At 45.2% G+C, this 14,711-nt stretch carries 11 protein-coding genes; 5 read left to right on the plus strand and 6 right to left on the minus strand.

Features of this window, described 5'->3' with window-relative positions:
* Positions 1-50 precede the first annotated feature (50 nt).
* The 4 genes from MSMTP_RS06850 to MSMTP_RS06865 all read right to left on the minus strand — a co-directional run bounded on the left by MSMTP_RS06850 (position 51) and on the right by MSMTP_RS06865 (position 4,040).
* A complete protein-coding gene (locus MSMTP_RS06850; RefSeq protein ID WP_048178374.1) occupies positions 51-869 on the minus strand; it encodes a nitroreductase family protein in 819 nt (272 codons plus the stop codon).
* 574 nt (positions 870-1,443) lie between these two features.
* Positions 1,444-2,166, minus strand: coding sequence for a metallophosphoesterase (locus tag MSMTP_RS06855; RefSeq protein ID WP_231582950.1), 723 nt, complete (start codon positions 2,164-2,166; stop codon positions 1,444-1,446).
* A gap of 461 nt (positions 2,167-2,627) precedes the next feature.
* Positions 2,628-3,254 carry a LysE family translocator gene (locus MSMTP_RS06860; protein WP_231582951.1) on the minus strand — a complete coding sequence of 209 codons (627 nt, stop codon included), beginning with the start codon at positions 3,252-3,254 and terminating at the stop codon, positions 2,628-2,630.
* Positions 3,255-3,536: 282 nt separating this feature from the next.
* Positions 3,537-4,040 (minus strand): cupredoxin family copper-binding protein, encoded by a 504-nt coding sequence (locus tag MSMTP_RS06865; protein WP_048178376.1) that lies wholly within the window; start codon positions 4,038-4,040, stop codon positions 3,537-3,539.
* Positions 4,041-4,665: 625 nt separating this feature from the next.
* Here MSMTP_RS06865 and aspS point away from each other — a divergent pair.
* The 4 genes from aspS (at position 4,666) to MSMTP_RS06890 (ending at position 10,967) form a co-directional block, all read left to right on the plus strand.
* A complete protein-coding gene (gene aspS, locus MSMTP_RS06870) occupies positions 4,666-6,000 on the plus strand; it encodes an aspartate--tRNA(Asn) ligase (protein WP_048178377.1) in 1,335 nt (444 codons plus the stop codon).
* Positions 6,001-6,163: 163 nt separating this feature from the next.
* Positions 6,164-6,862 (plus strand): ribose 5-phosphate isomerase A, encoded by a 699-nt coding sequence (rpiA, locus tag MSMTP_RS06875; RefSeq protein WP_048178378.1) that lies wholly within the window; start codon positions 6,164-6,166, stop codon positions 6,860-6,862.
* A 647-nt stretch (positions 6,863-7,509) separates the two neighbouring features.
* Complete coding sequence (thsA, locus tag MSMTP_RS06880) at positions 7,510-9,153, plus strand: thermosome subunit alpha (protein ID WP_048178379.1); 1,644 nt, start codon at positions 7,510-7,512, stop codon at positions 9,151-9,153.
* Positions 9,154-10,181: 1,028 nt separating this feature from the next.
* Positions 10,182-10,967 (plus strand): hypothetical protein, encoded by a 786-nt coding sequence (locus tag MSMTP_RS06890; protein WP_156153714.1) that lies wholly within the window; start codon positions 10,182-10,184, stop codon positions 10,965-10,967.
* 153 nt (positions 10,968-11,120) lie between these two features.
* On the opposite strand, the gene MSMTP_RS06895 is transcribed toward MSMTP_RS06890, so the two are convergent.
* Both MSMTP_RS06895 and MSMTP_RS06900 read right to left on the minus strand, forming a co-directional pair.
* Positions 11,121-11,771 (minus strand): DUF2119 domain-containing protein, encoded by a 651-nt coding sequence (locus MSMTP_RS06895; RefSeq protein ID WP_082090532.1) that lies wholly within the window; start codon positions 11,769-11,771, stop codon positions 11,121-11,123.
* A gap of 31 nt (positions 11,772-11,802) precedes the next feature.
* Entirely contained in the window at positions 11,803-12,567 is a 765-nt protein-coding gene (locus tag MSMTP_RS06900) for an SAM-dependent methyltransferase (protein WP_082090533.1), read from the minus strand.
* A 473-nt stretch (positions 12,568-13,040) separates the two neighbouring features.
* Between MSMTP_RS06900 and MSMTP_RS06905 the strand changes: the two genes are divergently transcribed.
* Entirely contained in the window at positions 13,041-13,997 is a 957-nt protein-coding gene (locus MSMTP_RS06905; protein WP_048178382.1) for a bile acid:sodium symporter family protein, read from the plus strand.
* The last annotated feature ends 714 nt before the right edge of the window (positions 13,998-14,711 follow it).

The following is a 14,711-nucleotide window of genomic DNA, read 5'->3' on the forward strand; positions in this document are numbered from 1 at the left end:
TTCATAAGTAAATTTGAGTAATCCGGAGAATTCATATTCAGATAGAGTAATCATCTCCAGATGACGTCCGCCTGCTTTCTTCCCGGAATCTTTTTGAATTTATACTTCGGATACCCTACCATCAGTGCGTATTGCGGGACATACTCTTTGGGAATCCCCAGTTCATCTTTCAAAGGCTGATACTCCATCGCTCCGATCTGCAAGAGCCCGGCCCAGCAGGTGCCAAGCCCAAAAGAAGGAGCCATCAGGTCAAGGGTGCTCAGGGCGATGATGCTGTCGGTATATGCAAGCGTGTTTTCGGCGTAGGCGTATACCAGGCAGGGGGAACTGCGGCAGATGGGGTCGAGACCTGCGTCCCAGAGGCCGATAAGGGCAGGGAAGACCGGCTTTAGTGGGTGCACAGCGTCTTCGTTTTCTGCCATCATGCGCATCCAGTCGATCGTAAGTCCTGCAAGCTTCCTGACCTCTTCGGGGTCGCTTATCACAAGCCACTTCACGGGCTGGGCGTTCATGCCCGAGGGGGCAAAGCGGACCGCTTCCAGGATTCCGGCGATCTTTTCTTTTTCGACCGGCTTGTCCTTGAAAACCCTTGTTGAGCGCCTGCTCTGGACATATTTCGTAAAGACTTCATGACTTAGCTGCGTGGTGTCCGATATATCGTTTTCCGGAGGGAAGGTCTCGTAATTTCCCCGGATAGCATCTGCCGGGCAGGCGGTTTCGCAGTGTCCGCAGCGGGAGCAAAAGGGCTCATTTTCAGCGGGGAGGGACGGATAACCATCCTCGCCGGGCATAATAATGTGCACAGGACAGATCTCGGAACATGTTCCGCAGGCTGTGCACTTTTCCAGATCAAAAGAAATCAGACTCATTTCAGGTACCTCACTGATAAGGTTATTTCTCCTGAATTGATGATATAATTAACTTTCAAAATGAGATATGGAAATCAAAATGGAACGAAATGAACAGGAACGAAGAGAAGGGAAATGAAATGGAGATGAGGCATCTGATTTTGGGGTGTGTTGGGTGGTTGAAGGGGGTAGGAGATTGGGGATTTTGAATCAGAAAAGAGTATTTCTCAGATGCCCAATTAATAGAACGATTGCAAATTATATAAGGCTGGGGAAATAATGATTATATAGTTGATTATATGGAAGTACTGTTAAAATTTGGTCAAATATGACCGTACTCTTAATTTTCTTTGATTATTTTCTCTTCTCATTTTCTAAACGCTTTTTTTATTTCCATTTTTCATTTTGTTTGTGAGGGTGGGAAAATGAAAAAGGAGGTAATTAATGGGAGGAAAATAAAAATGGAGGAAATTAATAAGAGGAAAATAAAAAGGAGGAAATTAATGGGGGGAAAATAAAAATGGAGGAAATTAATAAGAGGAAAATAAAAATGGAGGAAATTAGTGAGAGAGGAAAATAGGGTTCTAAAAACCCCTCACATCACTGTTTCAGCAACCAACTCCTGGTTTCCTTCCGGGAAGATCCTGGAGACACGGACATTCCAGTTTCCGTTTTCCATTTTTCCATCTTTCTCTCCCAGGTCTTCATTTCTGCTGCTTTCGGCCTGGATAAGGTTGTAGCACTGGGAGGTTTTGCCTCTGGTTTTGGAGGAGCAGATGGTACCTGCGTTTACTACGAGCATGTTATTGAGGTTCCAGACCCAGGGGATGTGGCAATGCCCGCAGAGGACGAGGTTCACCTTACAGCCGTTTAAGAGGTTGAGGACGTCTCCTGCGTCCACCAGGACGGTGTTCTCCCTGCCCGCAAGGGGGATCGGGACCAGGTGGTGGTGCAGGGCAAAGACCTTGAATTCGTCTCCGGAAAAAGCTTCCTTGATCCAGCCGTAATTTTCTCTTCCCACATGCCCTTCATCAAGGTCCGGCTGGGATGAGTCAGCTCCTACAATGGTAACGTTCCCGAGCCTGTGGGTGGAGAACCGGTCGTCAAAGAGGTCCTCGAAATGGAGGTATCCTGCATTTTTCGAGTCGTGGTTTCCGGGGACAAGGACCTTATTTTTGCATTTTATCCTGTCAATAAACTGTTTTACCCCGTCGTATTCGGCGGAAAACCCGTTTTCCGTCAGGTCTCCCGTGATCACCACGATATCAGGGGAAAGCCCGTTTATGCTCTCAATCATTGAATCCGCAATTTTCGGCACAAAGTACGTTTCTGAAAAGTGTATGTCTGAAAGATGTACGATTTGTATAATTTCTCATTCCTTCTTTAATAAAATTATAATATTGCTTTTATTCGAGGGGTTGAATCCTTCCATGTTATATATATTTATCCTGTATGGCTCAACATTTGTCTTAATCTAATTATAAATCATTAAAAATACATACTTGTATCGTCAGATATAATGGAATGGATCATCATATCCTAAATTTTAATTCATGACAAAATAGCTGTTTTGAGCCGGATTTGGGGAATCAGGTTCTTTTTATTCTTTTTTTCAGAAATAGTTGCCAGGTGCGCGGGGACCTGGAGAGTTTGAGGTTGTGTGAGCTAAGATATGATAATATCATCAGCAAAAAGAAGATCAGCAAAAGAAGGTCAGTAAAAAGAAGATCATTCAATAAAGTGAACGGTTATTCAATGAATTGAATGATTGGTATTCAGTCACTTATGAGATACTGCCAGCTGGATCCCGATTGCAGTAAAAATTCCTGCTTTTCCCCAGTTAATATATTTCCCGATTCCTGGCCTTTCCAGGATTTTGTTACCGATTGTTCCGGCAAAGACGGAAATTACTGAAAAGATTAGCAAGGCCTGGACCATGAATATTATTCCCAGCAATATCATTTGTGTGGACACGTCGCCAGCCTCCAGATTTACAAACTGGGGCAGGAAGGCCAGGAAGAAGAGTGCGACTTTAGGGTTCAGAACGTTCATGAAAATTCCCTTCTTATATAGAGCCCGGAAGTCCGTTATCTGGGCCGGGCCGGAGGATAAGACTCTGTCGCCTTCTCTGAGGGCCTGCCATGCGAGATAGAGTAAGTAAGCTGCTCCCAGATATTTTAAAACCGTAAAAGCCAGGGCGGACTGATACACGATAGCAGAAATCCCTAGGGCCGCTGCGGTAGTATGGACCAGCACTCCGGTACACAGACCCGATGCGGTGGCAATCCCTGCTATTTTTCCCTGGGAAATGCTCTGGGTGAGCACAAATATAATATCCGGGCCAGGCAGGAACGTTAGCGCGGCAGATGCTGCGATAAAATATATCAACTGTGATGCTTCAATCATTTTTCTCACTTTTTCATTTTATAGCTGTTTTTAAGATGGGATTGAACTACTTATAATAAAAGGTTTAGACACCGGGTTTTAGTTTTTGGAGTTGTCTTTCGCATCTATACCAGGATGTAGGAATATACTTTAAAAGAAGAAGTGCCCCACGAAAAATAATTCCCCTCATGTCCACAAGGAAAAACAAAAGAATAAAAATTAAAAAAGTATCCCACGTATTTTCTATGATCAAATAACCCTTCTCAGCCCTTCCTGTTTTTTCCAGACTTTTTATGGTGCTTTTCAGGCTTCAACGATCACCATACCTTCCATCCAGGGATGGAACGTGCAGATGTAATCGTAAGTGCCTTCCTCTTCAAAGGTGAACGTAAAGGTATCGCCCTCATTCAGGGTATCCGATTCAATTCCTTCACCCACCACATTGTGGACAGCAGTATCATAATTAGTCCACCTGACGGTCTGCCCTACCTCAACTGTAAGGGTGTCGGGTATGTACGTGAAGTCCCGGATCTCAACATCGATTATTTCTTCCCCTGCTTTTTCGGCGGGTTCCTGAGCTTCCGTTTCTACTCCAGTTCCTTCTTCAACTTCTGCTCCGGTTTCGGTTTCCTCTTCTTCCATCTCGGTTTCTTCATCGTTTCCCGCTTCATCTGCAGGTTCAACCTCTTCTGCTTCATCTTCCCCCTGTGCTGCAGGAGCAGCTTCTTCCGAATCCCCGTAACCTGCACAGCCTGCAGCGAGAAGTATTCCGATAATCGTCAGGAAAATTATTATTGCCTTTTTCATTCTACTCTCCATCTTTTCATTTCCCCGCTCATTATAATCATTTACTTTTTTGCCCTTGACATAATTTTCACTTTCAATCCTAAAACCAGTATGTGAAACTGAGTTCAGTACTTATATTATTTATTTAAAAATATTTAATTGACATTCTATAATGTTCATAACATGTCCAAAAATGGAACAATAGTAACTCAACCAGTAACTCAATTAGCGACTAATTATTAACTCAACTAGTAACTCAACTCCTTTCATAAGTCCGCTTGAGCGAGCGGAGCGAGCGAAACAGACCGCATACTGTTGCGATTTCATCGCAACTAAAAGAAAAATCAAAGATTTTTCTGATGCCGAGCCACAACTCGGCTGTCGCAGCTAGGCTGACCCAATCCAGCCGAATCAACCTGGCTATCACAAACCCGGCTAAGACAAATACTTTAATAAAAGGGAAATGACTATTCACCTACGTTTCAGCGTGCATTTACGTTTTAGCATGCATGTACGTTTCAGCATGTACTCAGATTTCAGAATTCATTTGCATTACAGCGCCGTTCAAACATTATATTACCATATTGAATCGGCATGTCACATTTACATTAAAAATTATATTTACCCTCAATCAAGGTGTGAATTTATGTCTTTAGCAAATCTCAGAACGCATTATACAACCGACGTAAACCCTGAAAAAATTGAAGACGGTCAGAAGGTAACCCTTGCTGGCTGGGTCCACGAGGTCAGGGACCTCGGAGGGATCTGTTTTGTTGTGCTCCGGGACCGGGAAGGAAGGGCTCAGGTCACGCTTGTTAAGAAGAAAATCGACAGGGACCTTTTCAACGCCGCAAGGAAGCTTGTGCGCGAGTCCGTGATCTCGGTAACAGGCTCTGTTAAACTCGAAGAAAAAGCTCCCAACGGGTACGAACTTATCCCCGAGGAAATCGTTGTCCTGAACGAGGCAAACTCTCCGCTGCCCATGGACACCACCGGGAAAGTGGAAGCTGAACTGGACACAAGGCTGGACTCCCGCTTTATCGATCTGAGACGGGCCGAATCAACGGCTGTTTTCAAGGTCAGACACCAGGTGCTCCAGGCAGTCCGGGAATTCTTTGTGGAAAACGGTTTTCTTGAGACCGCAACCCCTAAGGTCGTGGCTACGGCTACGGAAGGCGGGACCTCACTTTTCCCGATCACCTACTTCGATAGGGAGGCATTCCTCAACCAGAGCCCCCAGCTTTTCAAGCAGATCCTTATGAGCGGCGGTTTTGACAGGGTCTTTGAAATCGGGCCCATCTTCAGGGCAGAGGAGCACGACACCCGCAGGCACCTGAACGAAGCAACCTCCATTGATGTCGAGGTCAGCTTTGCCGACCACTTTGACGTAATGGAAATCCTGGAAAACCTGGTGGCTTACGTCTACACAAAGGTCCTTGAAAACTGCGGCAATGCCCTTGAAACTCTCGGGGTCGAACTGAAGGTCCCGAAGCTCCCCTTCAAGAAGCTTACCTACGACGAAGTCATCGAGATCATAAATGCCCACTCGGAAGAGAAAATACAGTGGGGAGACGACCTCGGCACCCAGGGCGAACATGCTGTGGGCCAGTATGTATATGAAACCACCGGCGAGTCCCACTACTTCATCACCGACTGGCCTACGGAAATCAAGCCCTTCTATGCCATGCCCTACGAGGACAGGCCGGAATTCTCCAAGTCCTTTGACATGATGCACCGCACCATGGAACTCTCCTCCGGAGCCCAGCGGATCCACATCCCGGACCTGCTCAAGAGCCGGATCGAGTCCCAGGGCCTGAACCCCGACGGTTTTGAGTTCTACCTGAAAGCCTTCGATTACGGGATGCCCCCGCATGCAGGCTGGGGTATGGGCTGCGAACGTTTTGTCATGACAATGCTCGGCACCGATAACATCAGAGATACCGTGCTCTTCCCCAGGGACAGGAGAAGACTTTCTCCCTGATTTCCCTCAATTTTCTTTATTTTTCAATATTTTCTTCTTTGAAGTTCTTCTTTGAAGTTCTTCTTTGAAGTTCTTCTTTGAAGTTCTTCTTTGAAGTTCTTCTTTGATTTTCAGAATTTCAAGCGATTATTTTTTCAACTTTGAACGGAAGGTTGGTCATAGTATGACAGACAGAAACGTATCCGCTGAAAAACCGGAGAAACGGTCAGCAGGGATTGCCGCAGCCCGGCTTGTCAGCTCCGGCACGGTTGTAGGGCTCGGGACCGGCTCAACGGTTGCATACACGATTAAAGAACTCGGAAGGCAGGTCCGGGAAGAGGGACTTAACATCCTGGGAGTCGTTACCTCATACCAGTCCGAGATGCTCGCTATCGAATCCGGAATCCCCCTGACCACCCTTGCCCAACACCAGGAACTCGACCTTGCCATTGACGGGGCAGACCAGGTAGACGCAAAAATGTATGCTATCAAGGGAGGGGGAGCCGCTCACACCCGGGAAAAGATCGTCTCTGTTTCTGCAAAACGCTTTGTTGTGGTTGCTGATGACTCTAAAATGAGCGAGGAACTTGACCGGGAAGTGCCCGTGGAAGTCCTGCCCTTTGCAAAGGAGCTCGTCGTGAAAAAAATCCGGGAACTCGGGGGGAAACCCGAACTCAGAATGGCGTCCCGGAAAGACGGCCCCGTGATTACGGACAACGGGAATTTCGTTCTCGATGTGGCTTTTGGCGTGATAGAAGACCCCGCAGCCCTCTCCCTCCAGCTGTCTGCAATTCCCGGTGTTGTCGAGCACGGGATTTTTTCCAATGTTGACGAGGTCTACATCGGGAAAACGGACGGGTCCGTGGAAATCATTAAAAAATAAGATCATTAAGAAGTCATTGAGATGTACGATCATTGATAATTAAATATAGATGTTATTGGTATGTACAATTATTGATAAGTAAGATCATTTAGAAGTCATTTAGAATTACGATCACTGGCAATTAAATAGAAAAGTGCTGCGGAAATAAGGCCGGATTTAAATCCGGACAAAATTTCTGTTTTGCATCCCTGAAAAAAGGAAACGGAACGGGTGTATATGCTCGTTTTGTTCTTCTGCTATCCGGGTTGTTGAATGGAATTTACATTTCCGAAGACCGGCATATTTTTATAGAAGTATTATCAGTACTTTTGTGATCAAATCCTTCTTCGATGCGCTTAAATTATTTGCAGGTGGAAGTAACAGGATAATCTGTGAGAGTTACTCTTATGTGAGATATACATATGAGAGATACCCTGAGCTGAGAGATATTCTCTGTTGGGAGAAATCTTCTCTGGTATGAGATATCTTTCCAGATACTAGAGAGGCTCTGACTGGAAAAACTACCTCAATTTATCCGGAATCAGGTAGACAGGATTAATCGCCGGGAAAAATACTTTAAGTTATCGGGTATTTAAGGATTCAGGTATCTGAAGTTTACAAATTTAAATGTCACGATAATCAAATATTTTCAGGAGGTTTAAGTTCAGATGGCAAGCGGTGGCCAGCCAATTTTCATAATAGATCCGAATAAAGAGCAGACAAAGGGTAAAGAAGCCCTCAGCATGAACATTGCAGCTGCAAAAGCAGTGGCAAGCATTGTTAAGAGTACACTCGGGCCGAGGGGCATGGACAAAATGCTCGTCAATGTCCTGGGAGACGTTACTATTACTAACGACGGTGCTACCATCCTGCACGACATGTCCATCGAACATCCTGCAGCCAAGATGGTTGTGGAGGTCGCCCAGTCCCTCGAGAGTTCAGCAGGGGACGGGACCACCAGCTCAGTTGTGTTTACGGGCACTCTGCTTGAAAAGGCCGATGAGCTTATTGAGAATGGGGTGCATCCCACTCTCGTTGTCAAGGGATTCAGGCTTGCGGCCGAAAAGGCTGTAGAGATCCTTGAGGGTCTCGCGGTTCCCGTGGGCTCTGGGGACAGGGAGGTTCTTGCCAGGGTTGCCAGGACTTCAGCTACGGGCAAAGCTACTGAAACATACAACACCCTGCTTGCAAAGATCGCTGTGGATGCGGTACTTGCCGTTTACGATAGGGATAAGGTGGACCTGAAGCACGTTGCCATGTTAAAAGAAATTGGGGGTCTCACTGAAGATTCCGAGTTTGTGGAAGGGCTTGTGATCGAAAAGGTGGCTATGGACAGAAATGCTCCTCTCAGGATTGAAAATGCAAATCTTGCGCTCATCGATACCCCGATGGAAATCGAAAAAACCTCAAACAAGGCAAAATTACAGATCTCCAGCGTAGAGGACCTCGAAAAGTTCGTGAAAGAAGAGGAAGCTACCCTTTTCGGAATGGCTGATTATATTATCAGGGCAGGTGCCAATGCCGTTTTCTGTTCCAAGGGCATGGACGAAAAGATATCCGCTTACCTTCAGGGCCACGGAATCTACGCCACCCGTAGGGTGAAAAACGAGGACCTTCAGCACATCGCCGAAGCTACCGGCGGCCGGGCTATCCGGAACATCAAGGAACTGACCAAAAACGAGCTTGGACATGCCGGACTGCTCGAACAGGACCGTGAAGGCGATCAGGGCAAGACCTATCTCAGGGACTGCAAAGGTGCAAAGACCGTCTCCATTGTCATCCGCGGCGGGACCGAACACGTTGTGGACAACGTAGAACGTGCAATTGACGATGGCCTGCGGGTTGTCAAATGTGTGGTCGAAGACGGTAGGATTGTGGCCGGAGGCGGAGCTCCCGAAGTCGAGGTCGCCCTTGGTCTGCGCTCTTACGCCTCAAGCATAGGTGGCCGCGAACAGATGGCTATTATGGCCTTTGCCGATGCCCTTGAGGAAATCCCGAGGACAATTGCCCGGAACGCGGGTATGGATACCATCGATACCATCCTGAACCTGCGGGCAAAACATGCCGAGGACAAAAACGCCGGGATAAACGTTTTCTCCGGTGAGATCGAGGACATGTTCGAAAAAGGTGTTGTGGATCCCCTCAGGGTCAAGCTAAACTTCATCAAGGCCGGCTCCGAAGCCGCAGAAATGGTCCTCCGTGTGGACAATATCCTCCGCGCCCAGCGCTCCGAAATCCAGGACGTCAGGCCCGAACACATGGCAGCCACTTACGAAGGCATGTCTGCCCCGCAAATGAACATGCGCAGGTAAAAGCCTGAACCGTGCCTGTCCGGATAGGATAGGATCTTAAGACGGAAAAACGATAATCAAACTAAATGAAAAAGGCAAAAGTTGCAGGCTATGTTCTGCAGCTTTCTTTCTTCGTTTTTCCTTCTTTGTTTTTCCTTCTTCGTTTTTCCTTCTTCGTTTTTCCTTCTTTGTTTTTCCTTCTTTGTTTTTCCTTCTTTGTTTTTCCTTCTTTGTTTTTCCTTCTTTGTTTTTCCTTCTTTGTTTTTCCTTCTTTGTTTTTCCTTCTTTGTTTTTCCTTCTTTGTTTTTCCTTCTTTGTTTTTCCTTCTTTGTTTTTCCTTCTTCGTTTTCTTCTTTTTCTTCGTTTTCTTCGTTTTTGTTCTTTATTTTTCCTTATGCAGCTTTCTTTCTTCGTTTTTCATCTCAATATTCATAAGTTCAATGATTTTTTTTTATATCATTGAATTAATGTCTTTGTCTTCTTTTTCGCAAATGGTTTTTTAAAAACGTTTTTTTAGAACATTTATACGCAAATAATTTTGTTGTTTTGTAACTTTACATCTCTATAATTAGATGTGCAAAATTTTATATGTCATCTATTGGCTATGTTTTTTACCTTGGCCAATGTCAGGTATTTTTATGACATGATTACAAATTATATCATTGGGTTATTAATCTATTATTAGACTATAAGTTTTAAGATTAGATAGGATTTTTACGATTTGACTATAATTAATTCAGAGCAATTATATATATAAATAAACAAATCTTTGCTTTAAATTAGAATGTTTTGAAGTTTTTCCCCGGAATTTCAGGCATCTTCAGGATTCAGGCATTGTAATTTAACGGTGGCGGAAAATGTACTGTGGTAATTGTGGATCGAAAATGGATCCGAAGGATCGTTTTTGCTCTAGTTGCGGAAGGGAAAGAAGAGGTAAACTCGAAACCGAAAAAATTGAATCAAATAGCCATGCCCCTGATGAAATAAGAAACCTGAAAACCGGTAGTTGTGTCACTAGTAAATATAAAAAAACAATCTGTAAGTCTCTTTTGAAGTGCATATGGGTCATAACTCTGGTTTGCATGGCCGGGTTCTTTTTAACTGCGTACTCAACCCTTGCCCTTGATTCCGATGCATATCTTCCGGACCTTACCGGTCCCGGAACAGATGAAGCGGAAAGAAACGTCCAGGTCTGTGAACAGATTGCAGCCGACTATTACGAGAGCCATACATATACTGAAGATGACGTTTATGACTGCGACAACATGGCCCAGGACGTCTGGAACATGTTGAAGGCAAAAGGTATCAATGCAAGGATTGCAGTTGGTAATTTTGATTTTGAAGATAACGGCAGGATAGGGGACGGTAGGCCTATAGGCGAAAATCTTGATTCTGAAAGTCCAGGGGAGTTCGAGACACGTGATTCCGTATCAGGGGATTCCGGCTTACTGAACTCCGGGGTAATTGATAGCTTCAACCACGCCTGGGTTCTGGCTGAAGTATCTCCTGGTTCCTGGTTAGCCATCGAATGTACCGGGGGCTACGTTGTTTACAGTGACGAAAACGAAAACTACTACGGCGGACTTACGTTTAGCAATCCGAGGAACTATAGGAATTTTATTGATCTTTATGCTGACTGGAAAGTACAGTCCCTGGATTATGAGAACCAGCGGCTGTACTATAATGGACTTGTAGAAACATACAACAATGCAAGTTATTTCGATCAGCAGGCTATGAAAAGCGGGGTGGAAGTCGCTGAAAATATCCTTCATGAAAAAGAAAAAGTCTTCCTGCAAACGGATGCCAAACTGAAAGCCCTGCTGGAATATGGGTGAACTACCTCTCCCTGTCTCCTTCGGAGCCGAGGAAGGGGACTTCCCACCTTAGAAGTTAAAAGGGAATACAAAAAAGAATTAAACGCTGGTTTCAAAACTTCGGTGTCAATTTCTGATTAAAGCCACATCTGATTAGGCCGCTGGATTACAGGCTCAGATCTCCCCATAAAAGCGCCTGTAATCCTCTACTGCTTTTTTCGCTTGCTCCGGGAATTCCTTTCGCAAACATGTGATAAACTCGTCCCTTGAACCTATTTCCTTTATTTTTTCAACCATCAAGGAAGCAAACTCCCTGGATGCGAGGTTACCTTTTTCGATTTCGAAAGAGAGGCAGAGAGCTTCTTTTGGAAAGTATTTTCTCCTGATGTGCGGGGAAACCGAGCCCAGAAGAACCCCTGCTTTCAGGATGCTGTAAGCTGGGACTCCTGCTCTGTCAATCCTGTCTTTTCCTGCGAGTTTTTCGAAGTTTTCCCTGCCGTATGAATGAAGCTCGATGTAGATTTCAGGCTCAAGCTTTTCTACGGTTTCAATGATCGGTTTTCCCATCCCCGGATAGTAGCGTGGATCTAGGGTCGAGACATATTTTTCCCTGCTTACAAGGGGGATGAGTGCTAATGTGCCTGTTTCCGGGGGTTTGAGTTTCTCCAGGATCCCGGTCGTGTCCTTCCATTCCTCTCCATGCAGGCCCGCGACTAAGAGGCGTACCGGTCTTCCGCTGCCGTAGATCCTTATCCCGACTTTAGCAGGGATGGCTGCAGGCGGGTTCCCGTCGGAAAAGGCCTCTCTTTTTTCATCCGCTTTCATTTGCTTCCCATTAATTTTGATCCGCTTCCCACTAGTTTTGATCTACTTCCAAACCTTCAGCTTCTTTTCCCCGATTTTCTGGTTCTTTTTCCCTACTTTCAGCTTCTTTTTCCTCACTTCCAGGTTCTTTTTCTCCACTTCCGGGTTTTCTTGCTATCACGTAGATTTCCTGCTTTTCCGAACTGATTGCCTGGAGGATTTCAAGCCCGAGGTCTTCGATTTTACTGAGGAAGGGCTTCGGGTTTTTCTTTTTAGGCATCTTTATTACCTGGAGGAGCTTTCCATTTTCCTTCAGGAGGGGCAGGACCCGGGAAAGGGCTTTGATTGAGTCCTTGGGCTCAAGGGTCATATCCGAGAGGATCACGTCCACCGGTTCTTCCGAGAGGGTGTTCAGAGGCACAGTAAAAACATCTCCGAACATGACTTCCACATTTTTCTGCTCAAAGGCTATTTTCCCAAGTTCACTCCTGAAGTCCCGGCTGAACTCGATTCCCTTTATGTGGCCTGCGATCTCCGAAGCAAAGAGGATGAACCCGCCGGCACTTGAACCCAGGTCCAGAACCCTGTCGCCGGGCTTGATAATCCCGCTTTCTTCCTGGATACGTTTGAGCTTAAAGTAACCCTGGGGTTGGTCCAGGCCTTCGGCAACTTCGATTTCGTCGTCGGAGGCCACATCCCTGGATACTTTCTTTACAACGGCACCGTTTACCTTTACACTGCCCGCAAGGACGGCAGTTTTGGCGCGCCCCCTGGATTTGAAGTAGCCCATATCAACAAGGTATGCGTCAAGTCTCATAGGGCAGAAGTATCGGCAGAGCCTCTATATATAGGTAGCAAGTGGGGACGAGCCCTGGGCAGGAAAATATTAACATTATAGTATTTTTTTAATTAAAATAAAATAGTGAGATTTATATAGTATTTCGAAATTTACTCAAAGCTATATAATTTATCGATAATAAATGGATATATTTTTAAAGTGCCATTTCCTAGTTTCGATAAGCTAGCCGATCATTTATTTATCATTTTAAGGTCTGCTAGGGTAATTACAGGTGGTAGATGTAGTTTACAGGCCGATTCAACTCTTTAAAGTTTATATTTAACTTTGCTAATTTAAATGGCTCTGTTTAATACAGCTAAACGAGCTCCAACAATGTTCCAATAATGTTCCAATAATGTTTCACTATTATAGCTGTTTAAGCAGTAGTTTATTCTTTAAAGTTCAGTACTGGTAAGTTTCGGTTCTGGAAACTCGATGAAAGGTGTGTCAAGATGCTTAAAAAGTTCACTTCATTATTTCCCCTCTGGGCTGTTTTGCTCTCTGTAGTGGCATATTTTTACCCGGAGTACTTTGCACCCCATAAAGGGCTGATAGTGCCCTTTTTGAGCCTGATCATGCTGGGGATGGGAGTTACCCTCTCCGTGGACGACTTCCTGGCAGTGTTAAAAAAACCCTCCGTGGTTGTTCTGGGCACCGTTATGCAGTATACCCTGATGCCCTTTTTTGCCTGGATTATCTGTATAATGTTGAATCTTCCGACTGAGCTCATGGCCGGAGTTGTCCTGCTGGGCTGCTGTCCAGGAGGTACGGCTTCAAATGTGATCTGCTACCTCGCAAAAGGGGACGTTGCCCTCTCGATCGTGCTCACCTCCGTGTCCACCATGATAGCCTTCCTCGCAACTCCCTTCCTGACCTGGCTCTACATCGGGCAGACCGTGAATGTGGACGTAATGGGCATGCTCGTGAGTGTCGTGAAGATCGTGCTCGTGCCGGTGGTCTTCGGGCTTTCAATCAACTATTTCTTCGAAGAGAAGATCAGCAAGATCAGGGACATTTTCCCCGCAATCTCGGCCCTGGCAATCGTGATCATCATTGCGGTGATCATAGGGGTAAACAGGGGCAGCCTTGAAAGCATGGGCCCGCTGGTCCTGCTTGCCGTGGTCCTGCACAATGGGCTTGGCCTCGCAGGAGGGTACGGGGTCGCAAAAGCCCTTAAACTCAGCGAAACGGAGGCAAGGACCATAGCAATCGAGGTAGGGATGCAGAACTCCGGCCTGAGTGTTGCCCTTGCGATCAAACACTTCACAGCCGCTGCGGCACTGCCCGGGGCAATCTTCAGCATCTGGCACAACCTTTCCGGGGCTTTCCTGGCAGGACACTGGTCCAGAGATTCTTTACATGACGATAAAAGCGGGAAACCCGAACTTAGCGGGAATCCGTTGGAATGAAATGGGGTGAAACCTAAAACAGGTTTTGCAAGAAAACAAAAGGTTGGGTAACCGGGAAAAATCTGGAGGAATTGGGGCTTTGCCCTTCCGGATTTTTCCCATCAGGCTTTTTCTATCCCTTTAAGTTCTTTTTCTATCCCTTTAGCTTCGCAGGAAGTGGCGAAATCCTGTTTTTTTCATCCGTTCCGTTCGTCACTTTTTTCCGTATTTCTAATATATGTAATAAAATATTGCGAAGTGAATAATTATATATAATATCAATATAATTTAACTCCTGTTAACAGGTTGAAACTGACAAATCTGTATTTTTTCCGGCGGCTTATCAACCACCTTCATGATTATGTATTTTTTTAATATGTTTGTCTGACCAGTGAGCGGAAGGTAGAGGCTGCTGGGGATTAAAAAACCCCTGAAAAGCAGAAGAAAGCTTGAAAAGCAGGAAATCGTTTGAAAGGAATTAAGAAAAGAAAAAGGAACTAAGAAAAGAAAAAGGAATTAAGAAAAGAAAAAGGAACTAAGAAAAGAAAAAGGAACTAAGAAAATAATTAAAAAGAAAGTGAAGGTTTTTGATTAATACTTTCACTCCGCTATCTAACTTTATTAATAAAAGGTTCACGTTTTGTTATATGGGCTGTCTGATCAGGATCCTGTTATTCCACATTTATAACACACAATTTATAAATTTTCCTTAAATATTATCAGGGTGGTTTATTT

The sequence above is a fragment of the Methanosarcina sp. MTP4 genome (assembly GCF_000970045.1).
GTDB lineage: Archaea > Halobacteriota > Methanosarcinia > Methanosarcinales > Methanosarcinaceae > MTP4.

Coding starts and splice junctions, on each gene's coding strand:
- MSMTP_RS06850 (WP_048178374.1), bottom strand. CDS start 869: ATGAGTCTGATTTCTTTTGATCTGGAAAAGTGCACAGCCTGCGGAACA.
- MSMTP_RS06860 (WP_231582951.1), bottom strand. CDS start 3,254: ATGATTGAAGCATCACAGTTGATATATTTTATCGCAGCATCTGCCGCG.
- MSMTP_RS06865 (WP_048178376.1), bottom strand. CDS start 4,040: ATGAAAAAGGCAATAATAATTTTCCTGACGATTATCGGAATACTTCTC.
- aspS (WP_048178377.1), top strand. CDS start 4,666: ATGTCTTTAGCAAATCTCAGAACGCATTATACAACCGACGTAAACCCT.
- rpiA (WP_048178378.1), top strand. CDS start 6,164: ATGACAGACAGAAACGTATCCGCTGAAAAACCGGAGAAACGGTCAGCA.
- thsA (WP_048178379.1), top strand. CDS start 7,510: ATGGCAAGCGGTGGCCAGCCAATTTTCATAATAGATCCGAATAAAGAG.
- MSMTP_RS06895 (WP_082090532.1), bottom strand. CDS start 11,771: ATGAAAGCGGATGAAAAAAGAGAGGCCTTTTCCGACGGGAACCCGCCT.
- MSMTP_RS06900 (WP_082090533.1), bottom strand. CDS start 12,567: ATGAGACTTGACGCATACCTTGTTGATATGGGCTACTTCAAATCCAGG.
- MSMTP_RS06905 (WP_048178382.1), top strand. CDS start 13,041: ATGCTTAAAAAGTTCACTTCATTATTTCCCCTCTGGGCTGTTTTGCTC.